A 24,816-nucleotide genomic window follows, 5' to 3' on the forward strand; every position below is an offset into this window, starting at 1 on the left:
AAAAAAATGCTATAATCCCTGTTAGAGGGAGAGTCCATCGATTTAAAGGTTTGACGACAATAATTTGTTAATGTACAACAAAGTTCACTCTAGGGAAATTCAAGCTCTGAAGTGAATTTATGTAGTAAGCCCTTTAGGGCTAAATTGAAGTAAGGAACGAAAAATCAATAAATGGATTAATGAGTGAGTTGAGGTACGGCTCGATAGTTCCATTTAGGTATAGCAGTTGCCGCATCTGTTAGGACATTCTTGAAAGCTAAAAGCTGCTCACAGTAAGTATTTACCTATTGCCCATTGCCTATTCCCTATTGCCTCTTGCTATAAATATTCATCAAAAACAATTTTCAGAGTTTTTTTGAAATTATCAGTTACCTTTCGACCCGTTTGATAGACTTGATCATGGTTTAGCTTTGTTTAGCTACGATCGACATTTTCAGTCTGTAGAGGGATTGATTGTAGGAAGTAGTTTATCTGATTTTTCTGTCAATTAATAGGTAATGAGGTTTTCCCAATGACTCAAGCAATACCCAAGTTAATAACTTTTAATGACTTTCTGGAATGGAAACCAGAAAACGGACACTATGAATTACATAACGGAGTTATTGTTGAAATGCCAAATCCAACTGGTAAACATTCAGCCAGCGCAGGTTTTCAGGCGTTCGAGTTTGGTTTAGAAATCAGGCGACTCCAACTTCCTTACTTTATTCCCAAGGAATGTACAATTAAATTTAGCGATAACTCTGGCTACGATCCAGATGTCATTGTATTAGATAAACAAGCCGTAGCAGCGAATGAGTCTCGATGGGAAAGAGAATCAGTTATTACTCAAGGAGATTCCATAAAATTAGTTGTTGAAGTTGTCAGCACAAATTGGCGCGATGATTACGCCCACAAAATGATTGATTATGAAGCATTAGGCATTGCTGAATATTGGATTGTAGATTATTTGGGTTTAGGTGGTAGCCGTTATATTGGTTCTCCAAAACAGCCAACTTTATCGGTTTATCAGTTAGTAGATTCCGAGTATCAAATTAAGCTATTTCGAGGAGATGAAAGGGTTGAATCGGTAGTTTTTCCAGAATTAAATTTGACCGCCGTGCAGATTTTTAATGGGTGAAAGAAACCAGGTTTCTCTACTATAGAAGCCCTGTTTCTGGGTTTGGTTTAAAGGGAATGCCAAAATTTTCCCCCATCAGAAGAATGAAAAACAGCATTTTGCTGATTTACCCCATAAATAATCTGGGGATTTTTAGGATTAGTTGCCAGATACACAATAACACCTTCGGTTCCAGTTCCCAATTTTTCCCAAGTTTTGCCACTATCGGAACTTTGATAAATTCCAGGGTCAGATTCTAATAACCGATATCCAATCATCACCATTTTATTATTGTCTGGAATCAAAGCTAAACCAACAATTAAACTGGTATCCGTCCCGGGAATTAATTCCCAATTTTTACCCCCATTTTTACTTTCATATAAACCTTCTTGAGTAGTAGCGAAAATATGATCGGAATTTTGCGGGTTAACGGTTAAACTAAAGACCCCATGATCCAAACCAACTGGGGTAATCGACTCCCAATTTTTACCGCCATCTTTTGAAACTAAAAATCCCTTATCTCCCGATGTTGCCCAACCATAAATCAGATTAGGATTACTACTAGAAATCGCTAAAGCATGAAAATCAACCCCGGATTTAGACAAAACTTGCCAAGTTTCCCCGTAATCTTCTGTGACTCGAAATCCTAAATTTCCTCCGGTGTGGGGATGTCCGCTAGAATAGAGACGGTTACTATCCGTGGGATGGGCAGCAAATCCCATATAATCGGAACGATCTTTACCAACCCAAGACCATTTTTTATCTTGAGAATATTGGATTAATCCATGATGGGTTCCAATATATAAAATATTAGGATTATTCGGATCAATTGCTATCCCATGAATATGATTCTCCCTTTGCCAATCTGTTGCTGGAGTTAAGGTCACTGTGGGCGGTTTTGTTGTAGAAATTTTAGGGGTTGAAGTTACAACAGAATTGGGTTGAGTTTCAACTTTAGACTGGGGAGACGAGCAACTGATTAGAGATAACGCAAGGATCAAAAGTCCCAAATTTTGTAAGGTTTTCATGATTTTTGCTGATGATAATAAGGTTAAGGTAACTGATGCTGAACTTCTAAGATTCCTCGAATCATATTCATCCCACAACTAAAGGTATATTCTCCCGATTCTTCCGGTATAAACTCAATAGTTGTCGTTTGATTCAGGGGTAAATCTTGAGCAATGTTAAAGTCAGGAAACAGCACTTTATCTAAGCAATGACTGGGATCTTTGCGAATAAAGTTCAGACGGACTTTTTTACCCAATTGAACGGTAATACGGTTAGGTTGATAACCTCCATCCACTAAAATATCTAATTCTTGAGTATCTTGATTAATTATTGCTTTTTTGGCTTTAGGTTTACTCAATAAAAACCACCAAAGTTCTAATCCAATTAAGGCTAATCCCCCCGCAGTAACCGCCATTTTAGTTGATAACGGCTGTTCAATAGTCCGCAATTGATTATTAGCGGGTTCTGTATGGGATTCCATTGACCGCACTGGGGCAGAATTTCCCATTAAAATCGATAGGAAAATTCCGCTCAATTGTAATCCGATTTTTAGTTTTTTGTTCATGATTTCCTCTCCTGATTATATCAAACCCATTTGTAGGGGCGGGTTCTTTTAGATCTTTGTTAATCACCGCACATCTCGATGAACCCGCCCTTACTTACCAGTTATTAGTCCAAAACCCATTACCCATTACCTATTTCCCGTTCTTTTTTTAGAAATTAATTCAGTTTAAACTGACGTAATCTTAACGCATTCGTAACAACAGAAATTGAACTTAATGCCATGGCTCCTCCGGCAATAATGGGATTGAGTAACCAACCGGTTAAAGGATACAAAATTCCTGCTGCAATTGGGATTCCCGCCGAGTTATAGATAAAGGCAAAAAACAGATTTTGGCGAATATTATTTAAGGTAGCTTTACTCAGTTTAATCGCCGTAACTATCCCCATTAAATCCCCTGAAATTAAGGTAATATCACTCGCCGCGATCGCTACATCTGTTCCTGTACCAATTGCAATTCCCACATCCGCTTGAGCTAAAGCCGGAGCATCATTAATACCATCCCCCACCATTGCCACAATTTGATCCTGTTTTTTTTGCCCTTTCCGTTCAGTTTGCAGGGATTTAATGATATTAGCTTTTTGGTCAGGACGAACTTCTGCAAAGATCCGTTTAATTCCCACTTCCGAGGCGATCGCTTGGGCAGTTTTTTGATTATCTCCCGTTAACATTACTACCTCTAACCCCATTTTTTGTAAGGCTTGAATTGCAGGCTTTGAAGTCGGTTTTAGTGCATCTGAAATAGCAAATAATCCTTCTATTTTCCCATTAATTGCTATCCAAGTCGTGGTTTTTCCTTCCGACTCCCAACTTGATTGATACTGTTGTAAAAGTTCCGTATTTATTCCTAATTCTTCCATCCAGCGAGAGGTTCCAATTTGTACTAACTGATCCGAACTATAACCTTGAACTCCCATTCCAGCTAAGGCTTGAAAATTGTTAATTTCCGGTAAGGGAAAATCAACCCCCTGAGTTTTAGCATATTCAACAATTGCTTCTGCTAAGGGATGTTCCGATTGCTGTTCAATCGCTGCGGCTAATTGTAATAATTTTAATTCATGATCGTTGTTTGTTCCTCCAATTGTTATATAGTGGGTTACGGTAGGTTTTCCGGCGGTAATGGTTCCGGTTTTATCTAATACAATCGTTTGAATTTTATGGGCTAATTCCAAACTATCGGCTCCTTTAATTAAAATCCCATGTTCTGCCCCTAAACCCGTTCCAACCATCACAGAAGTCGGTGTGGCTAATCCCAATGCACAGGGGCAAGCAATAATTAAAACCCCAACGGTTGTGGTAATAGCTAAAGTTAGATTTCCCGTTAAATTAAACCAGAGAATAAAAGTTGTGATCGCGATCGCAATTACAACCGGAACAAACCAACCTGTAACCTGATCTGCTAATTTTTGAATCGGCGCTTTTGAACCCTGGGCCTGTTGAACTAACTGCACAATTTGGGCTAATACCGTATCTTTTCCCACCCGTGAAGCTCGAAATATAAAACTTCCCATTTTATTAATTGTAGCTCCAATCACTTCATCCCCAGGATATTTTTCAACGGGAATACTTTCCCCCGTCACCATCCCTTCATCTACCGTAGAATTACCTTCAATGACTTCCCCATCAACGGGGATTTTTTCCCCGGGACGTACCCGAATAATATCCCCCAAATTAACAGTTTCAATGGGGAGATCAATTTCTACTCCAGACCGAATTACCCGGGCAGTTTTAGCTTGTAATCCCATTAATTTTTTAATCGCATCGGAGGTTTTTCCCCGGGCGCGATGTTCCAATAATTGCCCCAGTAAAATTAGGGTAATAATTACAACCGCCGATTCATAATAAACATCCGCCGATAACCCTTGATTCAGAAAAAATTGTGGAAAAAAGGTAACAAAAACAGAGTACAAATAAGCGGCTCCTGTTCCTACGGCAATTAAGGTATTCATGTCCGCCTGATGACGTTTTAACCCTTTCCAAGCTCCGAGAAAAAAAGATTGACCCGACCAAAATAAAATCGGCGTAGTCAGGATTAATTGTAACCAAGGGTTGTGCATCCAGGGGGGAATAAAGGGTAAATTTAAACCCGTCATCATCGGTAATCCTCCGATGACTAAAAACACACTGATAATGGCACTAATTAAAACTTTTTGGGTTAACTTTTTCTCAATTTCTCTATTATCTTTTTCACTATTTTCAAGATCAGATGTTGTATCTTCTATGGGTTGAGCCGTATATCCCGCATCCGTAACCGCTTGTTGAATTTGCTCAATAGTTGTTTGAGTAGAATCAAATTCAACTGTTGCTTGTTCGGCCCCAAAATTAACGTGACAAATCCCAACCCCAGCAATATTTTGAATCGCTGTTTCGATGGTATTGGCGCAGGAGGCGCACCCCATTCCTTTTAATCGTAAATAGCTTGTTTTCATCGTTGAAACTCCCGTTTGAGTTCATTTCAGTGGTGCGTTTCCTCGGTTTAAACACCCCACAATGTTGTTGATTTTTATTCTAAAGTCTCCTCTCTACTGGAGTGTCAAGGGGAAATGGAAAATTAAATTCCCCATCGCCTATAACCCGCTAGAATGCAGGGGTAAAAGGACTGTAGCGGTTGTTCCTTGGTTAATTTGGCTGTCTAAATAAATTTGACCGTGATGGTTTTCCACGATAGCTTGAGCGATCGCCAAACCCAAACCCGACCCCCCCCGATGGCGATGGGTACGAGAGGGATCAACCCGATAAAACCGATCAAAAATATTAGGTAATGCTTCAGTTGGAATGCCAATTCCTGTGTCTTTGATTATAACTTGTAATCCTTCAAATTTCAAGATTGAATTTGATTTTTCCCAAGATTCTGTCACCTTTCCTAAGGTAGCTTGTCGCTTGGGTTTAGTTATATATTTTAATTCAATTTTAATCTCACCCCCGGCAGGAGTATACTGTACCGAATTACTGACTAAATTCGTAAATAATCGCACCAATTGATCCCAATCTCCCTCTAAAGTAAAGGGTTCATTTTCCTGGGAATAATGACTATCTAAATTAATAATACTATCCTGAATATCCTCAATAAAATCTAAGGAAAGTTGAATTCCTTCTTGAGTTGCGATCGCCATTTGTTCTTCCACTACTTCCATCAATAACCCATCCAATGGTAGAGAAATAAATTGAGGTTGAACAATGCCGCTATCCTGTCTAGCTAAAAACAATAAATCATCCACCAACCGACCTAAACGGCGGGTAATTCGTTCAATAACTTGTAGGTGTTGTTGTTCAGAACTGGATAAATTAGGTTCAGCTAAAGCCACTTGTACATTGGTTTGAATCATCGCAATTGGACTTCTTAATTCATGGGACGCATCGGCAGTAAATTGTTTTAACCGTTGGTAAGAATCCCGCACAGGTTCTATAGCTAAACCCGATAAAAACCAGCCAATAGTAGCTACACCAATCAACATTAAAATTGTGCCTAAAACCAAATCAAAAATTAACTGCTGAATGGGTTTTGTCACTTCAAACCAAGGATGACTAACTCGCAAATAGCCTAATACTTGTCGTCCGATTTCCACCCGATCAGTCACCTGTCTTAAAATCATTTCTGAAACATTATTATCTTCAGAAATATGTACGGTTTCCCCACTGCGGTTCGGATGAAGCGGAATATCTAAAGGTTGGGAAAAAGTAGACCATAATAATTCCCCTGTTTGACTAAACCATTCAATATCAATATGATCATCTTCAACGGTGTTCAAATTATTTCTAAAACTCGCTTCAACATTCACTTGAAATTGACCTCCTAAAACCGCCGGAGACATGGCCGGAGGCGTCGTTACGGGTTCAATTACCAAAGAACGTTCTACCACCTCCACAACGTGATTTAAGGTATCATCAATCCGTTCAATTAAGGTATTTCGCACATAGAAATAAAATCCACTGGCGAATAGTAATAATAAAATAGCGGTAACTGCCGTATACCAAATCGCTAACCGTCGTCGGGTGGCTTGAAACATAAGTTTTAAAAATTTGCTAATCTATAAATAGGTTATAATTCTATTGTCTGAATTTAAGCTATTAATTACCGAGTTTAAATTCTGCTATGTTTAATCTAATCTATTGTTTATAGTTTCATCTTTTTAAGAACCTGACTAGGAACTTCATTACGTTCAACAGGGTATCCATGATAACCACCAACATTATCAGGTTGAAATTCATAAAACTGACTATTTCTGTAGCCGTAAAATTTTTTCCCTTCACGCCAATTATTAATATAGCTTTCATCTAAGACTTCTTGAGCTTCTATATCACCTAAATCCATCTTAGTACCTTTTTTTCCTCTTTCTCCTTTCTGTCGATGTTTAGGACTGGGATCATATTTAAGTCGTAACTTATGAGCTTGACTAATCGTAGTCAAATTATGAATTTTTATTGACTTATATTTTCCATCTGTGGTAAATATAACTTCAATATATTCACTTGAGAAATTAGGCTTTTGTGTTGGTTAACTAATAACTTTATCAATTTTAATTATATTGTTATTTTCGGATTTATGAAAATAAACGAAACCTGCTAGAGAACTTTCGGAAATATCAACACGTTTTTTATCCAATTCTTTTTGAATAAAAAAGCATTTAAAAAAATTATTATATTCTCCCAGATTTTTTCTCATTTCTTTATCTATAAAAGGGCCTTTGCTAGTTTTATCTAAAAAGATCTTGACTTTGTTATTTTTAGGATCTAACTTTATTTTGTTAAGTAACCATTGTTGCACTGTTAAATTTTTAGAGATTTTACAAGCATAAAAATTAGTATGTATTTTAATTGTAATTCCTTTATAAATATGATCGAGTGCTTCGATGATTCCAAATACAACACTCATCAGGTTATCTGCTTCATCATAACTATTTTCAGCTTGTCCAATGAATGAAAGCTCATTAATCACGACATACATTATAAGTTAGCTCCATTAAGTCATTTTCACGTTGATCAAAGAACCCTTCAGGCCATTGGTCAATCCGCCCATCTTCATCAATATTAGGAGATATTATTTCTGTTGCCATCTTTTCATTGCTTTTTTCACGTTGAAAATAGTGAATTTGCACATCTTTATAATTAACTTCACTACGCTTAACAGCCAAACAAATCCCATTTAACACATGATCACTATGGGTTTCCACAACAACTTGAATCCCACAACTCGCTGCAATTCCTAACAATTCACCAATATGAGATTGTCCTTTAGGATGCAGATGAGATTCTGGATTCTCAACAAGAATTAAAGTTTTAGGTTCTGAAGCCAGAATTGCTACTAAAATAGGTAAAGTATATGTGACTCCAAAACCCACATTAAATGGACTATAACCTCTACTTCTTTTAAAAGAATATTTAAGTGTTACACGCTGGGTTTGTAAGTTTGGTTCAGTATTAATTAAAATTCCAGGGCTTATTTCTCCCATCCAAGCATCAACTTGATCTTTTAAACTGTCTGATTTTGCTTTAGGATGACTTAATTTTTTATTGTGGATATCTTTGTTTCCAAAAGCGTCTAAAAAATGAGTTGCATACTCTCCATTTATTCCGAGTTGCTTTTTTTGAATCACATCAACCTCTGACATTGGGTATGATATTTGAGGCCCAATTCGTTCTGCTTTTAAGTAATGAAATTTTTTATCATTAAAAAGGCGGGATTTATAAATTTTATCATCAACTTTTTCTGATGCTATCTTTAAAACATCTAATTCTTTAGCATAATTAAAGCACCATATTCCTTTCTGTTCATTTTCTAAATCTATTTCAAATCCAATTAATTCATCTTCTGCATACTCAAAAAGTGCGTCTTGTCCTGCACCAATATAGACTTGTTCATCGTTTAAAATTAAACCCTTGTCAGGAAGCAAGTCTCTCTGGTATGAACGACGTAACAGCATCAAAGCTTGTAATACTGAAGATTTTCCTGTACTATTCAAACCTGATAATAAAGTCAAATGTTTAAAAGAAATGCTTTGATCTTGAAAAGATTTAAAATTGATTAGCCGTAAATTTTTAATCATTACAACACTTCCTTAATAATTGTTTCAATATGGGCTAAACGTTTTTTTACACTTTCTTTATTTCCTGTCTCTCTATAAATTTTAGCATCAAACTCACCCTTTTGTTTTCTATTTAAAAGATTATAATATAAATTATCTTTACGATCAGCTAAAATTTGTATAGCATTATCATCTAATCGATCTAAGTTAACACACCAAGCCTCAAATAGAGCTTTATTGATAGGATACCGTCTTTTCCGCTCAGGTGACTTGGGTTTACGAAAAGCATCTTTACCGAATATTTTAAAAGCTGCATCCATCGCTCGTTCAAAACGCTGTCTTAATAATTCAAGTTCTGGCTCACTCATTTGGTTTATCTGAGCCATTTTGTCATTTAAAAAAACATCATAATCTTTAAAATTATATTCAAAAGCATGACTATCAGTTAAAGCTAAAAATCTCAAAATACACTCCTGAGCCAACATTCTTTTATCTGTTAAACTCTTACCCGTAACATTTTTAAAAGATTTTAAGTTTGCTATAAATTTTAATAAATTTGTCGCTTTACCTTGATTTTTTGCATAACGTATTTCCTGTGATGATAAAGGAAGACCACCTCGATTAATTCTTTTATATAAGCTAAAAATAACATCTTTAGATGTTCCTCTTAAAATTAAAAATATAGTTAATTCTGTTTCTCTAATTCGTCGCTTTAAATAATTGGGAATATCGGAAGATTTTGCTCCATTAAGCTGATCTAAAAATTCCAATTTTTTTAATTCTAAGGTTTCTTCTATTAAAAATTCTTTAAAAGTAGTTAACCGTTGTATTCCATCAATAACAAACCATTCTTCTTCATTTGTTGCATCAATATAAAAAGCTGGAATTGGAAAACGAATTAAAACAGATTCGATTAATCTACTTTTAGCTACTTGAGTCCAAATTCCTTGATTTCTTTGAAACTCTGGCGCTAAATTCAGTTGATTATTTTCCAATCTCGTTAGAAGTTGCTGAACCGTCATGGGTCGAGTTGAAACACTAATAGAATCAGGGTCAAAAAACTCTGAAATTGTTAGTTCATCATCTGAGTTGAATAACATAATAATTATTAGTAAAAATCTTCAAATTCTAGGCAAAGTTCTATCGCTTCTTGAATCCGTTCTATAAGCTCATCAAGGGATTTTGCTTGTGTATGACAACCTTTTAAACTAGGAACTGATGCCACAAAATAACCATCAGAATCTTTTTCAATCAGTACATTAAATTCTTTAATCATTTTCTAACCTCTAGTAAACCAAAATAGGAGCAAGTCTTACCTTGCCCCTATAATCATAGATGGATTTTAGCTAATTTCGCCAATTAAACCTTTGCATCTTCCTTAACTAACTTATCCCAACCTAAATCCTTGAGACTGTTATTCCGACGTAACGGCCGAGTCACTAACTCCAGAATATCCCGTGCATTGGTGAACCCGTGCATTTGGGCAAAGGTGAATTCCACCGACCATTTAGTATTAATACCCCGGGCTTCTAAGGGGTTAGCGTGAGCCATTCCAGTAATCACTAAATCCGGTTTTAACTCATAAATTCGTTGAATTTGATTGTAATTATCCGGTTTTTCCATAATTCTTGGCAGAGGAACTCCCATCTCATGACAGGTTTTTTCTAATAGTTTTAACTCTGCATCTTGATACCGTTTATCCATATAAGGAATCCCAATTTCTGGGCAAGTCATCCCACACCGAATTAAAAACCGGGCTAAGGAAACCTCTAATAAATTATCCCCCATGAAAAACACCGATTTTCCCCGAACAATTTGAAGATAATCTTCCATACTCGCCCAAATTTGCGCTTCCCGTTCATCTAAACCCTGGGGTTCAATATTAAAAACAGAACAGATTTTTTCAATCCAAGCTCGAGTTCCATCGGGGCCAATCGGGAACGGCGCACCAATTAATTTACACTTACGACGCCGCATTAATGTTGTTGCAGTTCGAGATAAAAAGGGATTAACTCCTGCTACATAATACCCTTCTTCTAATACAGGTAATTCTGTATAACGTTTTGCAGGTAACCACCCGGAAACTTTAATCCCCTGTTTCTTCAATTCTAAGGTTAAATTAGTAACAACCGGATCGGGTAAAGAGCCAAATAAAACTAACGGCGGATGACTTGCATATTCCGATTCTTCTTGAGCAACATCTTCTTTTTGTCTGCCAAAATTCATTAATTTTTGAATGGCATTCCGTTCATTTTTTTCCGTTTCTGCTACGGGTGCTTTATCGGGACAACGGGCGGCCATGGCTGCTAATACCGTATCTTCCCCTTGAGTAAAGGCATAATCTAACCCATTAGCCCGGGCAACCACAATCGGAATTCCCAGTTCAGATTCTAATTTCGGCGCTAACCCTTCCAAATCCGTTTTAATAATTTCAGTGGTGCAAGTACCTATCCAAACAATCACACTGGGGTTGCGATCGCGTTTAATTTGTAAACACAACCGCTTTAATTCATCATAATCATTGAGTTTAGCGGAAATATCCCCTTCTTCTAATTCTGCCATGGCATAACGGGGTTCAGCAAAAATCATCACCCCCATGGCATTTTGCAGAAAATAGCCGCAGGTTTTTGTCCCAATTACTAAAAAGAAACTATCTTCAATTTTTTGGTATAACCAAGCGACACAACTAATTGGACAAAAGGTGTGATAATTTCCGGTTTCACACTCAAAGCTTAAACCTTCCGGTTGTGGTTGAGCAACGGTCATAATGTTCTCCTCTTAATCGGATGTTTTGTACTCAAAATTTGACAAGAATATCTATGACTTTGAATCGGCACGATCCAAAGTCCAAACCCGATTAAGGATTAGGAAACTAAGTCGGGAAATTATTTAAAATCCGACAGGGAAATTTCATCATCATCGGAAGAACCAGTTAACCCTTCGATATCGATATCATCCATATCTCCCGTGGTTAAATCCCCCATATCATCGAGATTAAACTCCCCTAAATCATCATCTCCTAATCCCAAATCATCTAAATTGCCTCCAGTATCGAAGCCTAAGCCATCGGAGGAACTATCTTCTAACCCGAAATCACCGAGATCATCATCCAGACCGGAATCCGTATCTCCTAATTCCAACTCGCCGATCTCGTCTGAACCGAGGTCGTCCGCTTCTAACCCAAAATCATCCATTCCCCCTAAACCAATCTCATCGGAGGAGTCTAAACTCAGATCGAGCTCATTAGTCGAACCATCATCTTCTCCCAGTTCCGTCTGAACCTCATCTCCCCAGACATCCGAGTCGGTATTGATGTCCAATTCCGCCGATGTTGTTTCCGACTCTAGCCCAAAATCCAAATCATCGGATTCAAGTTCATCGGACTCCAAACTCATATCCAAATCATCGGATTCAAGTTCATCGGACTCTAAACTCATATCCAAATCATCAGACTCCAAACTCATATCCAAATCATCGGATTCAAGTTCATCAGACTCCAAACTCATATCCAAATCATCGGATTCAAGTTCATCGGACTCCAAACTCATATCCAAATCATCGGATTCAAGTTCATCGGATTCCAAACTCATATCCAAATCATCGGATTCAAGTTCATCAGACTCCAAGTCCATATCTAGGTCATCAGTCTCCAGAGATTCTGATTCATCCCCCAACCCAAAATCAAAGTCTTCCTCGGCTGCGGTAGCTGTCTCTGCGTCGATATCTAAATCCAGATCCTCACCGACATCCGTATCCAGATCCCCCATGTCCAAATCATCATCGATGGTGATTTCTTCTTCTTCGAGATCGAAGTCATCAAGGGTTTCCTCCATCACCGCAGCCCCACCCACAACCGCAGCAGCGCCCGCCGCAACCGCCACAGCACCCGCAACATTGAGTTTTTGTGCCGGGGTGATGTCCCCCTCTAAACTCGCTGTTTCTGGAGGTGCCGGAGGATGATATCCAGGGACAGCCTGAGCTACGGAAGTAGGTATTTCTGTTGAGGGAGAGTAACCTGGGGCAACGGGAACAGAAGTTGGGGCTTGAACCACAACAGTTGCAGGCTGTTCCGATGTAGACCTACCACCCAACGCCAAATCCGGGTCAAAATTTAGCCCTAATACCTCAATCAGTTTTTCGGGATCGGGATTGAGCCTCGAAAATGGCAACATCAATTGGGCTGCCTCGGGGTCAAGGGCGTTGATCGTTCCCAAAATGAGGGATGAGGCAGGTCTTCGACCGCCATCTGGGGTCGGGATTGAATTCAAATCCATTTGCAGCACCAGCCAATCCCGATTGGCCTGGTAATATTGCAACCACTTATCTTTAAGTGCGACGGAAAAGTCTTTGAAGAAAGCCATAACCTCTATATCCTCATCCTGAGATAGCTAGACATATTAAACCATCATCAGGTCTAGCTCAGGATCGTGACTTTGAACAAGGGGTTGACTCGGATTTAGATAAAAATCTGATAACAATGAGAACAATTCCCGATCCGGGGTGTCTTGGGGGACGACTCCTTCGGGTTGGGATAATAGTTGGTCGGCAATATTCAGGTAGTAGTCACAGACATAGTTGAGGGAGGGATCGGTTTCGGCCATCTCAAATAGGGTTTTTCCTTTGACCCGAGAAACCCGAATATCTTCGATTAATGGCAACACTTCTAACACGGGCATGGGAACAGTTTCAATGTATTTTTCAATCAAATCCCGTTTCGAGGTGCGGTTACCAATTAAACCTGCTAACCGTAGGGGGTGAGTCCGGGCTTTTTCTCGGACTGAGGCGGCGATGCGGTTGGCGGCAAACAGGGCATCAAAACCGTTATCGGTGACAATCACACAATAGTCGGCATAGTTGAGGGGGGCGGCAAAACCACCACAAACCACGTCTCCTAAAACATCAAATAAGATGACATCGTATTCGTCAAAGGCGTTGAGTTCTTTCAGGAGTTTGACGGTTTCTCCCACGACGTAACCGCCACATCCAGCCCCCGCCGGAGGGCCCCCCGCTTCCACGCAATCAACCCCGGCATAGCCTTTGTAGATCACATCTTCGGGCCAAATATCTTCGTAATGAAAGTCTTTTTCCTGCAAGGTATCAATAATCGTGGGAATTAAAAACCCCGTGAGGGTAAAGGTGCTGTCGTGTTTGGGATCGCAGCCAATTTGCAGGACTTTTTTACCCCGTTTGGCTAAAGCGGCAGAAATATTACAGCTTGTGGTTGATTTACCGATTCCGCCTTTACCGTAGACTGCTAATTTCACGATTTTTTCTCCTTATCGGTTTTTGTTAAAGACTCTTGACTGCCATAGCAGTGCTTTTCTTGATTCGATACAGCCATTATTGTCTAACTGCCCCAGAAAGGAAAGGGGTGATTTTAATAGATCGGGCTTTAAATTAAAGTTTGAGGGTTGATTAAAAAGTTAATTTCAATTTTATAGCTTTAAAAGCTATTTTAAGCCCTAAATTAACATTATTTTAATTTTTTATATTATTTTTTTTATAAAAATAGTTACAATAAGCAAAAAAAATAAAATAGGACTAGATACAGCTTTTGAAAATTTATCGTGATCATCACCCCTGACCCTAATCAGTAATCAGTTAAAGACGGATCATTGACTCTGGTATCCCATCGTAATTCAGGAATTTTCGGCCCACGGGACTAAGCAATTTTACTGATTATTCACCCTAAAAATTCCTGGATCAAAACTAACCCCGTTAAATGTTAATTTTTGCAAAACATCAAAAACCAGGTTTATTGAAGAAACCGGGTTTTTGGGGCGTACCTCCAGGACAAATGATATCTTCAAAATATCTTGATCCCTATTTTTTACAATTCATTTAGACTCGCTATATAATATTTCAGCATCGGTTGAAGGGTAAAATAGGTTTTATTATCTAATTCTAATCTTTCAATCCAACACCTTTGTCCTAAAGAAGCTAAGGCTTTTAATACATCTGAATGAGATATTTTTAGATTAGATTGAAACTCTGATAGCATAATCCCATTAGGAATTTGTCCTAAATGAATAATAATTTTTTGCTCTAATTCCGATAACCGATTAAACTGTTGGGTCAAACTTTCCGTTAAATCCTCTCCTAGAAATAAAGTTTCATAGTCTAAAAATTCAGAAACTTTACCCCCAAATAAATTTTTAATAACTGTAGAAATACTATTTAGAAAATATGGATTTCCCCCATAATAATCAAGTAAAGTATTCCAATTTTCAATATCTGATAATCCCTGAGCTTTTAACAAATCTTTTGCTGATTCTCCTAAACCAGAAAGCAATAAATAATGTATCGCTGTATTTTTCCCTCTTAATTCAATTAAATCTTTTGGTAATTCCCAACTATTTAGTATAATACAGCTTTGGTGATTGAATTGACTAATTTTTTTAATAAATAACCGATAATTCTCAAAATTTGGTCGATAATTTCCAGCTAATTGACCTGAATTAAATAGAGTTTGAAAATCATCTAAAATAATTAAGCAACGTTGCGATCGCAATCCCTTCATTAATTCACTCAATTGTTCATTCAAATTGATCGGAAGTTGATTTGCTGGTTTATCTAATAAAAATTGCAGTAAATTTATTAATAATTCATTTAAAGCGGGCGCAGTCTCCAAACTTTGCCAGATTACCAGATCAAAATGTTGTTGAATCTCTTGAACTAATTTAACCGCTAATGCGGTTTTTCCGATCCCACTCATCCCCAAAAGCATCACCACTCGACAGCGTTGTTCGAGTATATAATCTGTTAAAGTTGCGAGTTCTTCTGTTCGTCCAAAAAATTCATAAATATCCGGTGCATCATCTAAATTAACTCTTAATAAAGGTTGATTTTTATAATTTTTAGGTGTAGCAGAATCATCTGAGGATAAAGGAGGTTCATTACAAACATTAATATGATTAATTTGTACAGAATCTTTAGCAAAATTTAGGAAATTAGAATATTTTTGCCGATTCAGAGTCGAACGTAAATTATATTTTCTCACTTCTTCCCCTAAAGCATCGGAGAGAATTTTCCATAAATCAGAAGCAATATCCTTGACATGACCCTCAGAACAGTGAAACGCATCCGCCACTTTTGAGTATTTTTCGCTCTCTAAACTCCCCCTTAATATCGCTTCTTGAAGATCATCCAGGCGCTTTCCCGTCTTGGTAAAAACCAAGTGATCCGCTAGTCTGAGGACTTCTTGCACGTCCATACCCTGTGTTAGATGTTAGTTTTGTCTCTATTGTACCCGACTTTTTCCGACCTCAACCACTTTCTCCGACTTTCTCCGACTTTTTCCGACTTTCTCAAATCTGAAAAAAATATAAAATTCCCGACTTAATCCGACTTTTTCCGACTGTACAGAATCAAAAATTATCCGATAATAATACCTAGTTAAAATGATGTGTAGTAATTATTCATCTGAGCGAATTAGCCCAAATGAATAGGAGCTATCTGATTCACTATGACAACATCAAGTTTACTTATCTTTATATAACCTATGAAATTGAAAACATTAACTTTGAGTACGATCATTGCAGTTACGACTATTTTTGTCACCCATGTCAAACCGTCAGAAGCAGGTTGGGGATATAATCAAGTTAGCGGAGTACGACACGTCAGTCAATATTTTCAAGGAGAAGGATCTAATAACAATGGCGGAGCTATCTTTGGAAGTGTCATGTTTGGACTTGCTGTTTTGGGAGGGATTATTTCTGGTGCCAATAAGAAATAAATCATGGATTTCTCAATTTTTCCCCTCGTTCCAATGCTCTGCATTGGAATGAAAACTTGAGGCTCTGTCTCAAATAACAGGAGGCGGAGCCTCCATTAATATCATTTCTAGGTAGAACCTAGAAACGAGGAAATTATTGAGGTTAATTGTTTTTATTATAGGTTTCTGATTGTGCTGAAGCACAACAACGGGGCTTATCAAATTTGTTCTAAGTTCAGTGCAAAGGTAGCCAAAAGGCTATCTATCAGAAGACAAGAAAGTTAGAATCAATTTATGTCAATAGAGGCAAAGGTTTATGTTTTGGGAACCAATAGAAGACTTACAGTCAGACTGGAAGAATTTGGCAAGTTCTGAATTGCCACCTCTAGTAACTGTTTGGAACGAGCAAGCAGAGCGTCTACGTCAATCTAGTGAGTTTCAAACTTTCAATGAGAAGCTACGCAGGGAAATAGCAATTGAAACTGGAATAATGGAGCGCTTATACACAATAGATCGCGGCATCACTCGTTTGCTGATCGAACAGGGAATTAATGAAGCGTTAATTCCCCATGGAGCCACAGATCGTCCAGTTAAACAGGTGGTTTCTCTGATTAAAGATCAAGAGGCGGCAATTGAAGGATTATTTGATTTTGTAGGTGGGCAAAGAACACTATCAAATTCCTATATCAAGCAGTTACATCAACTTTTAACCCAGAGTCAAGACAGTACAGAAGCCCTAGATCCAGGTACAGGAAGAATATTTCCTGTCTCTTTAATAAAAGGCGACTGGAAACGTCAACCGAATAATCCTTTGCGACCGGACGGTTTCTGTTCATCATTACTGTCCTCCCGAGCAAGTTGCCTCTGAGATGGATAGACTGATTCTGTTACATCATCAACATTGTGCTCAAAAAGTTCCTCCTGAGATTGAATCTGCATGGTTACATCATCGATTTACACAAGTTCATCCATTTCAAGATGGAAATGGTCGTGTTGCTCGTTGTTTAGCTAGTTTAGTATTTATCCAAGCTAGTTGGTTTCCTTTGGTTCTCACTCGTGATGATCGAGCAGTCTACATCGCAGCTTTGGAAGAGGCAGATCAGGGTAATCTATCCAGCTTAATTAATCTTTTTGCTAAGAGTCAAAAGCAATCTTTCTTAAGAAGCCTGGGTCTGTCAGAGCAGGTATTATCAGAGACGCGACGAACTAAAGTTATCATTTCTTCTATCGCTGAAAAATTCAAACAAAATCAACCAGCATCTATTCAAGAACGATGCCAGAAGGCTGAAAGCTTTGCCTCAAAATTATTTGATATAGCTTCTAATCGCCTACAAGACGTTGCTGATGAAATTAAGTTATCTATCCAGAATTTCGTTAATAATGCAGAGGTTTTTACGATTCCTGCTCCTAGTAACGATGATCGCTCATATTATCATCGCTATCAAGTGCTCCAAACAGCCAAACAGTTGGGATACTTTGCAAATCTTCGGAATTACCACACTTGGATTCAATTAGTTATTAATGTAGAAACATCAACAATGCTTCTTCTTTCATTTCATGTTCTAGGACATGAATACCGAGGATTGCTTGTATGTACTGCTTGTGCTTATCATAGAGATGATTCTGAGGAAGATAAAAGCAATATTAGTGATATTGAGTCTTTAACAGATTCCCCATTCCAGTTCTCTTATGCAGACGAAGAAGATAATTTAATAGAACGCTTCAAGCAGTGGTTAGAAGATGTAATTTTGACGGGTTTAGAATACTGGAACAAAAGTATTTAATGGACGTTAGAGGGAGCATCTGTAACATCTCTCATCAAATTTCATATTTGGGGATTAAAAACCCGGTTTCTTGAAGAAACCGGGTTTTTGGGGTTAATGGTAGCCAAAATACCTAGATTTAGATAGGATTGAATTAACTAATTCTGGATATTATGTGCGTGATTAGATAGCCATGAAGATTTTACAAGAGTATACGATTGTTACCCGTCCTGATGATAATGGAACATTTGTCGCTTACGTTCGGTGCAATTTCGGGTTGTCATGCTTGGGGAAAAAGTTCAGAAGCAGCTTTATCTGAATTAGTTTATGTTTTTGAAATGATTCAGGAAGAATATCAAGACAGAGGAGAGACATTACCAGAAGATGTTGAATTGGTGGTTGCCAATGCCAGCTAAAGTTAAACTGTTTACTGATAACTGATTAAGGTGTGTAAGTCACACTAAAATAAATCCCATCATCTTGAATATTATTGCCCCGATCGCTAATACTAATTAAGGGAATCCCATAGTCTAGGCGAAGATTTAACCCGTTAACAGGTTGCCAAATTAATCCTAGTCCTGCACCTGCTAAAAATGTTTTGCCGATAATTTGGTTAGGGTTGCGGTCATGGTTCCAAACCCCACCAAAATCGAGAAATGGAGCCAGTTGAAACACGGGTTCGGAGTCCTTATTGCGATCAAGGGTAATCCGATCTTCAAAGGAAATCCGAAAGCCATTATCCCCAGCCCGCACGTTTTGACGATAGCCTCGGAGGGATAACGCACCACCTATAACAAATTGTTGCGAGGGAAATAATGGATCAGCCGATAATTGTATGTCCCCTTGGGCAATCAATAGATTATTTTCTCCTAAACGTTGTACCCGTTGGACTTGACCTAACCAACTTAAAAACGCCGCATTGGGGGTACTGACATCCGTAGCGCCGAGGATATCTAAACCGAGACTAAATTGCGATCGCAAAGCCCAAGCGCCTTCTGTGTCTCGAATCAGATAATCCTGTCCAAATTTCAGCACACTGGTGCGAGTATAACCCTTACTATCTGGCCCGGAGGCAAAGGGTTCTCCGTTATTATCTAAAAAGGTTTGACTGTCTTGGTAAGCAAAGCCAAAAGAAAGGGCAAATTCTGAGATCGGGTTACGGATAATTGGTTGACGATAGCTAATTTCATACCGTTGAGATTTCCCTTCAATATTCAGGGCGTTGAATGGCTCTTGAGTAATCCGATTTTGGTAAGGTTGAACTCGCAGTTGTATAGTTCCGTTCATGGGGTTAATCGGAATACTATACAAAGCATCGATAATATCTGAATCCCCATTGGCAATCAGGCGAGTGGTATTATAAGACAGTCCCAGGAAGTCCCCGCGACCTGTGAGGTTAAGATGACGCACACTAATCCCCATGCGTTCAGAACCAATACTCGGGGGCGAATAGTTATCCACATTCAAACTAACCCCAAAGGGCGGTGCTTCTACAACCCGCACAATTAAAATACTTTGACCTTCCTGGGTTCCAGCCCTTAAACTGGCTTCTACGGTTTCAAAGAGAGGGTTAATTCTTAATAGTCGTAATTGATCTTCTAAGGCAGCCGTACTCAGGGGTTTAGCGGCCCCTAAACGAATCCTTCGGGTGATATAGGAGGGATGGAGACGTTTGATTCCTTCCACCTCAATATTTTCTAGGGTTCCTTCAATCACCTGAATCTCGACAATGCCATTATTAATGGTTTGTTCAGGGACAATCGCCCTGGAGGTAATGTAACCCCGTTCTAAATAAATAGCTGTAATTTTATCGGCCAGTTCCCGTAGTTGGGTGAGAGTAACGGAACGATTTTCCAGAGGGGTAACTAGGGTTTGAATTTCCCCCAAGGTGAGAATGGTGCTACCCGTCACCTTAATCTGTTGAACTGGAATCGGGGTTTCATCCGTTGATGGGGTAGGGGCGGGGGTCGGAGTCGGGGTTAATTCAGGAGTTGGCGGGGGTTCAGGTTTGGGGGGAATCGGAGGTCGGGGTAAAAAGCGATCGCGATTCGGATCGGGTTGGGGAACCTGGGGGGGAATATTAATCGGTGAGGCTTGGGCTAAAGTGGGACAATTCCCGAAATCACAAGATTCTCCTGAAACCCCTTGTCCTGAGAAATCCGCCAAGTTCAGGGTTTGTAGAGGAGGAATTGGAGGAATATCAGCGAGTTCCGAGGGTGTTATAGCGGTCGGGGAAAGGAATGGGATTGATTTGACAACTGGAATCTCCTCATCGGGGGTCAGGGGTTCCGGGGTTTCTGTTCCAGAGGAGATCAGGGTTGGAGAGTTTTGGGAAAGACCTTGACGAGAAAATAGGGACAAAAGCAGCAATAGGGTACTGGTAACTATCACCCCACCGCGACGAAATTTTGTAAAATTTTCACTCCTGCCCATAGAATGCCTATTTTTTTATCAGTTATCAGTTAACAGTAATCAGTAATCAGTAATCAGTCAATCATGGAAACAATAAAATCAAACTTTTTGTTTACAATGACTGTCTACTTCCGTTGACGGGGATTACTAATTGGTTTGAATTTTCAGAATAGGAGCATCGAGGATAGATTGAGCTTTTTCTCTTTCAATCTGAGTTTGTTTTTGAGCCGGATCAAAGCCAATAGATTTTAATAGATCGTTCCACTTATTTTCAATGGATAAATTTCCAGAATCCTTCAATTTCAAGGTTGCTAAAGTTGATAGTGTTTCATACCAAAGTCCTTGTTTAGCATATATTTTTAAACGTTCTAAGGGATCGGTCGTTTGTCCTAATTGAAGTTTTTGATTAGGACTTAAAGCAACGGAATTAATCCAGCCACTAACGAGAATATCATTAGAAGAATCACTACTGTTACATTTTAGTGCTATATACCAACGATAGTTTTTATTGTTTTGTAAAGTTGCGAATTTAGAGTTCTCAGACCATTGAATTCCTACTATTCCAGGGCGATCGGTGCTGAGGGGAAATGTGGTTTTGTAAAGGGTTTTATCCCCTTCATCTGCAATCTCAAATTCTAATGTCTTTTGATCGACTGTCCCTGGAATATAAAGAAAAAATGCGGGTTGACCTGATGCGGTGCGACCCATTGTAGACTCTGGAATTAACGCAGTCATTGAACTGGGACAACCGATACCCCGAGTGCCGCCCCCTTCTCGACGCCCGGGTACTCCCCGTTGGGGTGGTGTAAAGGCATTCCAGTTGGTGAACGGTGAATCACTACTTGGGCTGGGTTGTTCAGGTTGCTGAACCCGTTCCCCATTCCCAAAATCAACCCGATTATCTTCATTTCCCCGATTTTGAGGTAAAGAGGCTGAATGGGCGGCAGTCACAATCAAACTATTAGCAACCACGATTTGCAACAATAACGTTAGTCCAAGGGTTGCACGGTGGAGGAAAAACATTGGCATAGCCATAATTAATCACGCTTACCGATGGGCATAGAGAGTAGCATTTATCGACATCACTATTGTATCTAATGTTCCTGCAAAATTTGTCAAAATCTGTGCTTAATCTTAAATGTTTGAGTCTGAATCAGATTTTAGGAAAATTTAGGTGTTGTCGCCTATCCTAAGTCTGAACTTTGACCTGATTCGATCAATAAATATCCTGATTTCATCTATAATGACAATTTCTATGAATCTTAACTCATTGACTGTTGGGAAAAATAGCAGTTTTAAACCTCGAACAATTCGACCGATTGGGGTTTCGGCTTTATATGGCTTAACGGGGCTAGGAAATACCCTATTAGCGATTGATACCTCCCGAGGATTTTTACTGCAAATTGACCCTAAAACTGATAATGCCAAGGTGGTTAATCCTGATTTAACTTTGGCTTTTAGAGATGTTACAGGTTTAGCAATTTGGGGGGACAATCTTTGGTTTACTCGCGGAAATGAAGTCTATTTTTGTCCCCGGGTTGTTCAGGATAATTCTATTATTAATCTTGAGCCTCAATTGTTCATGCAATTACCGGATGTAGCTACTGGAATTGCGGTTTATGAATCTACTCTTTACTTGGCTTGCGATCGCATTGCTTCTGTTCTGGTTTATAGTCAAAATACCAAACGAGAAATTACCCGCTTTTCTGCCCCAGGAATTGGGGTAGAAAATTTAACAATTAGAAATGAAGAATTATGGGTTTGTGATCGGGAAGAACAAACGGTTTATTGTTTAGAAAAGGCAACGGGAGAAACTCGATTTAGTGTCTTAACTCCCTTTGAATCCCCCAGTGGTTTAACCTTTTATACCGATCCAGAAACGGGTGAAGAAGTTCTCTATGTAGCCTATGCTGGAAGTGAACTTTATATCCGAGATAATCCCAGTTCTTATGATCAGTTTGAATTAGCAAAACGCGATCGCACCTTTATCCATCCCCTCTCTTTTCATTTTAATTCCCAGGAAAACTATGCCACCTCTAATGGATATTTGATTGAAATGTCCTATGTGGAGGAATTAGAACCCTTAGATGCGGTTCATATTGAAAATTTAGAATGGCGAATTGCTTTACCTTCTAATACAAATCGCCAGAAGGTTTTAGAGGTTTCAGCCATTGGAATTCCTTTTCGAGAGGAAGTGGAAGATGGGGAAAAAGTTGCGGTATTTCAATTTAATCCTTTGACCTCGACGGAGCGTTTGATTTTTGGTTGGAAAGCCTTATTAGAAGTTCGGAGTATCAAATATCAAATCCATCCTCGTCACGTAGAAAATTTACCTGAAATTCCCCCAGATATGCCTGAAAAATATTTGGTAGATGATGATCATTTAGCCATGAATACGGCAGTTGTTCAAGCCGCAGCGAAGGAAGCCATTCGCAATGAAACTAATTTCCTGCGAAAACTTTTAAGTATTCGTAATTATGTCTATGATCAGTTATCCTATAGTCTGACTTCTAAGATTGAAAATCCTGATGTAGTTCTGGAGCGAGGCATAGGTTCCTGTGGGGAATATGTGGGGGTTTTATTAGCTTTAGCCCGATTAAATGGCATCGCCTGTCGAACTATTGGCCGTTATAAATGCCCGCAATTTGCTGACCGTCGAGGAGTGCCTTTACAACCGGAATATAATCATGTTTGGTTAGAATTTTATATCCCTGGTTTCGGTTGGGTTCCCATGGAATCTAACCCCGATGATATTCAAGAAGGTGGGCCCTATCCTCTGCGATTTTTTATGGGATTAGCTTGGTATCATATTGAAATTGGCAAGGGTATTCGTTTTCAACGATTGACCAGTGAAGGGGTTGATGTTGACAGGGAAAAAGTCTCTTTGGGAACCTTAGCTATTAATCATGTTCGGTTTACCATTTTGGATGAGTTACCTGCGGTTTAAACCTTGGAAACCTGGTTGATGGATTGATACTTTTGCCAAATTTTTGTAGGGTGAGTGATAATTAATAAATTAATTTCACGCGCCCTACCGTTTGAATTAAAATAGATAAAAACTGGATTTTTAATTGACCTATGGAATTTTTACAAGAGTTAACTCTGATTGAAATTTTGGTATTGGTGGCTTTTTCCATGTTGATCATTTTTACTGGGGGTGTCCTATATTTAACCGTAGCAGAATGGCGTGATCGCAGACGTCGAGAAGATGAAAAACGTCAACGGTAATAATGGGTAATGGGTAATGGGTAATGGTAAACCTTCCATCGGACATATTTAGTAGTCGGTGGGGTAGTAGGGGCGGGTTTTGATAATTTGTTGATGGGTTTCAAATATTCAGGCGAACCCGCCCCTACAGGGATTATTTGTAATTTCAGTGTGATATTTAATAAATTTGGTAGGGGCGGGTTCACTGATAAATTATGTTACCCACCAATAATCTAAATAAACCCGCCCGACCTGATAAATTATGTTACCCACCAATAATCTAAATAAACCCGCCCGACCTATCTTTTGCTATATATTTATCTATTCGCCTTTCCAATAGCTTGAGTAATCCGAAATCAATTAGTAATAACCGATGCCCGCCTTGAGGGTTAGGGATAGAGTACAATGGGCACACAGACTTATGGTGGGTCAATTTCAGCGTCCACTACTTAATTGCACCACCCAGTCACCCTTTTAGAGTTTCTAGCGTCATAATGCCGATTGCCAAACTGTTCAATTCAATCACTCTCCCCCTAGGGTTCATCCTGCTGTTACCCATGGCTCTAGTCGGTGGTTTTGTCACGGATAGTGTAGTCAGTTATGCCCAAACCGCACCCCCCGCGAAAAATGCCGTCGGGCGGGCGATGACCGTGCGTTCCGATATTCAAGAAGCCGATGCTCAAACGGGAATTGTCACCGCCAGGGGGAACGTTCAAATTAACTATCCCGCCCGTAGTATTCAGGCTACCGCAGCCCAGGCCCAATATTTCAGTCGAGAACGTCGAATCATTCTCAGTGGAAATGTATTTGTTTTACAAGAAGGGAATACCATTCGCGGGGAAACCGTCACCTATTTAATTGATGAAGGACGGTTTATTGCCCTACCGCAAGGGGGAGGACAGGTAGAATCCATGTATTTAGTCCCCGATGAAAGTGCCAGCCCGAAAAACGCCACCGTTGAACCTTTTAATCCTAAACCTGCTTTTAAAACCCCATTAAGCGCACCTTCAGCACCGCGTAATCCTTAAATT

At 39.0% G+C, this 24,816-nt stretch carries 23 protein-coding genes; 8 read left to right on the forward strand and 15 right to left on the reverse strand.

All coding sequences use genetic code 11. The annotated features are described in order from the left end of the window. Window positions 1-511: 511 nt before the first annotated feature. Window positions 512-1,117 carry a Uma2 family endonuclease gene (locus AC2D3N_RS23755; protein WP_484692354.1) on the forward strand — a complete coding sequence of 202 codons (606 nt, stop codon included), beginning with the start codon at window positions 512-514 and terminating at the stop codon, window positions 1,115-1,117. A gap of 47 nt (window positions 1,118-1,164) precedes the next feature. On the opposite strand, the gene AC2D3N_RS23760 is transcribed toward AC2D3N_RS23755, so the two are convergent. The 13 genes from AC2D3N_RS23760 to AC2D3N_RS23820 all read right to left on the reverse strand — a co-directional run bounded on the left by AC2D3N_RS23760 (window position 1,165) and on the right by AC2D3N_RS23820 (window position 15,902). Continuing rightward, entirely contained in the window at window positions 1,165-2,124 is a 960-nt protein-coding gene (locus AC2D3N_RS23760) for a F510_1955 family glycosylhydrolase (RefSeq protein ID WP_484692355.1), read from the reverse strand. A 23-nt stretch (window positions 2,125-2,147) separates the two neighbouring features. Then, the gene (locus AC2D3N_RS23765; protein ID WP_079680170.1) at window positions 2,148-2,669 is read right to left on the reverse strand and encodes a cupredoxin domain-containing protein; all 522 of its coding nucleotides are present in this window, start codon (window positions 2,667-2,669) and stop codon (window positions 2,148-2,150) included. 155 nt (window positions 2,670-2,824) lie between these two features. Next, the gene (locus AC2D3N_RS23770; protein WP_484692356.1) at window positions 2,825-5,095 is read right to left on the reverse strand and encodes a heavy metal translocating P-type ATPase; all 2,271 of its coding nucleotides are present in this window, start codon (window positions 5,093-5,095) and stop codon (window positions 2,825-2,827) included. A gap of 138 nt (window positions 5,096-5,233) precedes the next feature. Next, window positions 5,234-6,673 carry a sensor histidine kinase gene (locus AC2D3N_RS23775; RefSeq protein WP_484692357.1) on the reverse strand — a complete coding sequence of 480 codons (1,440 nt, stop codon included), beginning with the start codon at window positions 6,671-6,673 and terminating at the stop codon, window positions 5,234-5,236. Between the two features lie 107 nt (window positions 6,674-6,780). Beyond that, complete coding sequence (locus AC2D3N_RS23780) at window positions 6,781-7,074, reverse strand: hypothetical protein (RefSeq protein WP_484692358.1); 294 nt, start codon at window positions 7,072-7,074, stop codon at window positions 6,781-6,783. 87 nt (window positions 7,075-7,161) lie between these two features. Next, window positions 7,162-7,611, reverse strand: coding sequence for a hypothetical protein (locus AC2D3N_RS23785; protein ID WP_484692359.1), 450 nt, complete (start codon window positions 7,609-7,611; stop codon window positions 7,162-7,164). Then, the gene (locus AC2D3N_RS23790; protein WP_484692360.1) at window positions 7,595-8,710 is read right to left on the reverse strand and encodes an AAA family ATPase; all 1,116 of its coding nucleotides are present in this window, start codon (window positions 8,708-8,710) and stop codon (window positions 7,595-7,597) included. The genes AC2D3N_RS23785 and AC2D3N_RS23790 overlap by 17 nt, the downstream gene beginning before the upstream one ends. Then, window positions 8,710-9,789 (reverse strand): DUF262 domain-containing protein, encoded by a 1,080-nt coding sequence (locus tag AC2D3N_RS23795; protein WP_484692361.1) that lies wholly within the window; start codon window positions 9,787-9,789, stop codon window positions 8,710-8,712. Before AC2D3N_RS23795 ends, AC2D3N_RS23790 begins: the two co-directional genes overlap by 1 nt. Window positions 9,790-9,797: 8 nt before the next feature. Continuing rightward, window positions 9,798-9,965 carry a type II toxin-antitoxin system HicB family antitoxin gene (locus AC2D3N_RS23800; RefSeq protein ID WP_484692362.1) on the reverse strand — a complete coding sequence of 56 codons (168 nt, stop codon included), beginning with the start codon at window positions 9,963-9,965 and terminating at the stop codon, window positions 9,798-9,800. An 83-nt stretch (window positions 9,966-10,048) separates the two neighbouring features. Continuing rightward, entirely contained in the window at window positions 10,049-11,455 is a 1,407-nt protein-coding gene (locus AC2D3N_RS23805) for a ferredoxin:protochlorophyllide reductase (ATP-dependent) subunit N (protein ID WP_484692363.1), read from the reverse strand. A 119-nt stretch (window positions 11,456-11,574) separates the two neighbouring features. Next, entirely contained in the window at window positions 11,575-13,050 is a 1,476-nt protein-coding gene (locus AC2D3N_RS23810) for a DUF5331 domain-containing protein (protein ID WP_079680163.1), read from the reverse strand. Window positions 13,051-13,086: 36 nt separating this feature from the next. Further along, a complete protein-coding gene (gene bchL, locus AC2D3N_RS23815; RefSeq protein WP_079680162.1) occupies window positions 13,087-13,953 on the reverse strand; it encodes a ferredoxin:protochlorophyllide reductase (ATP-dependent) iron-sulfur ATP-binding protein in 867 nt (288 codons plus the stop codon). A gap of 566 nt (window positions 13,954-14,519) precedes the next feature. After that, window positions 14,520-15,902 carry a helix-turn-helix domain-containing protein gene (locus AC2D3N_RS23820; protein WP_484692364.1) on the reverse strand — a complete coding sequence of 461 codons (1,383 nt, stop codon included), beginning with the start codon at window positions 15,900-15,902 and terminating at the stop codon, window positions 14,520-14,522. Between the two features lie 309 nt (window positions 15,903-16,211). On the opposite strand from AC2D3N_RS23820, the gene AC2D3N_RS23825 reads away from it, so the two are divergent. The 4 genes from AC2D3N_RS23825 to AC2D3N_RS23840 all read left to right on the forward strand — a co-directional run bounded on the left by AC2D3N_RS23825 (window position 16,212) and on the right by AC2D3N_RS23840 (window position 18,582). After that, window positions 16,212-16,424, forward strand: a complete 213-nt coding sequence (locus AC2D3N_RS23825; protein WP_484692365.1) for a hypothetical protein — start codon at window positions 16,212-16,214, stop codon at window positions 16,422-16,424. A gap of 295 nt (window positions 16,425-16,719) precedes the next feature. Further along, entirely contained in the window at window positions 16,720-17,271 is a 552-nt protein-coding gene (locus AC2D3N_RS23830) for a hypothetical protein (RefSeq protein WP_484692366.1), read from the forward strand. A 1-nt stretch (window position 17,272) separates the two neighbouring features. Continuing rightward, on the forward strand, window positions 17,273-18,187 hold the full coding sequence (locus AC2D3N_RS23835; RefSeq protein WP_484692367.1) for a Fic family protein: 915 nt from the start codon (window positions 17,273-17,275) through the stop codon (window positions 18,185-18,187). A gap of 218 nt (window positions 18,188-18,405) precedes the next feature. Then, window positions 18,406-18,582: a type II toxin-antitoxin system HicB family antitoxin gene (locus tag AC2D3N_RS23840; protein WP_484692368.1), complete on the forward strand. Its 177-nt coding sequence runs from the start codon at window positions 18,406-18,408 to the stop codon at window positions 18,580-18,582. Window positions 18,583-18,607: 25 nt separating this feature from the next. Here the strand turns inward: AC2D3N_RS23840 and AC2D3N_RS23845 are convergent, their stop codons facing one another. Both AC2D3N_RS23845 and AC2D3N_RS23850 read right to left on the reverse strand, forming a co-directional pair. Continuing rightward, window positions 18,608-20,599 (reverse strand): ShlB/FhaC/HecB family hemolysin secretion/activation protein, encoded by a 1,992-nt coding sequence (locus AC2D3N_RS23845; protein ID WP_484692369.1) that lies wholly within the window; start codon window positions 20,597-20,599, stop codon window positions 18,608-18,610. A 126-nt stretch (window positions 20,600-20,725) separates the two neighbouring features. Continuing rightward, window positions 20,726-21,613, reverse strand: a complete 888-nt coding sequence (locus AC2D3N_RS23850; protein WP_484692370.1) for a DUF928 domain-containing protein — start codon at window positions 21,611-21,613, stop codon at window positions 20,726-20,728. 220 nt (window positions 21,614-21,833) lie between these two features. Between AC2D3N_RS23850 and AC2D3N_RS23855 the strand changes: the two genes are divergently transcribed. The 3 genes from AC2D3N_RS23855 to AC2D3N_RS23865 all read left to right on the forward strand — a co-directional run bounded on the left by AC2D3N_RS23855 (window position 21,834) and on the right by AC2D3N_RS23865 (window position 24,813). Continuing rightward, complete coding sequence (locus AC2D3N_RS23855; protein WP_484692371.1) at window positions 21,834-23,525, forward strand: transglutaminase-like domain-containing protein; 1,692 nt, start codon at window positions 21,834-21,836, stop codon at window positions 23,523-23,525. Window positions 23,526-23,656: 131 nt separating this feature from the next. Continuing rightward, window positions 23,657-23,806 (forward strand): hypothetical protein, encoded by a 150-nt coding sequence (locus AC2D3N_RS23860; protein ID WP_200816807.1) that lies wholly within the window; start codon window positions 23,657-23,659, stop codon window positions 23,804-23,806. Window positions 23,807-24,279: 473 nt separating this feature from the next. Further along, window positions 24,280-24,813 carry an LptA/OstA family protein gene (locus AC2D3N_RS23865; protein WP_079680155.1) on the forward strand — a complete coding sequence of 178 codons (534 nt, stop codon included), beginning with the start codon at window positions 24,280-24,282 and terminating at the stop codon, window positions 24,811-24,813. Window positions 24,814-24,816 lie beyond the last annotated feature (3 nt).

Source organism: Planktothrix sp. PLAVEN19ND (genome assembly GCF_057220675.1).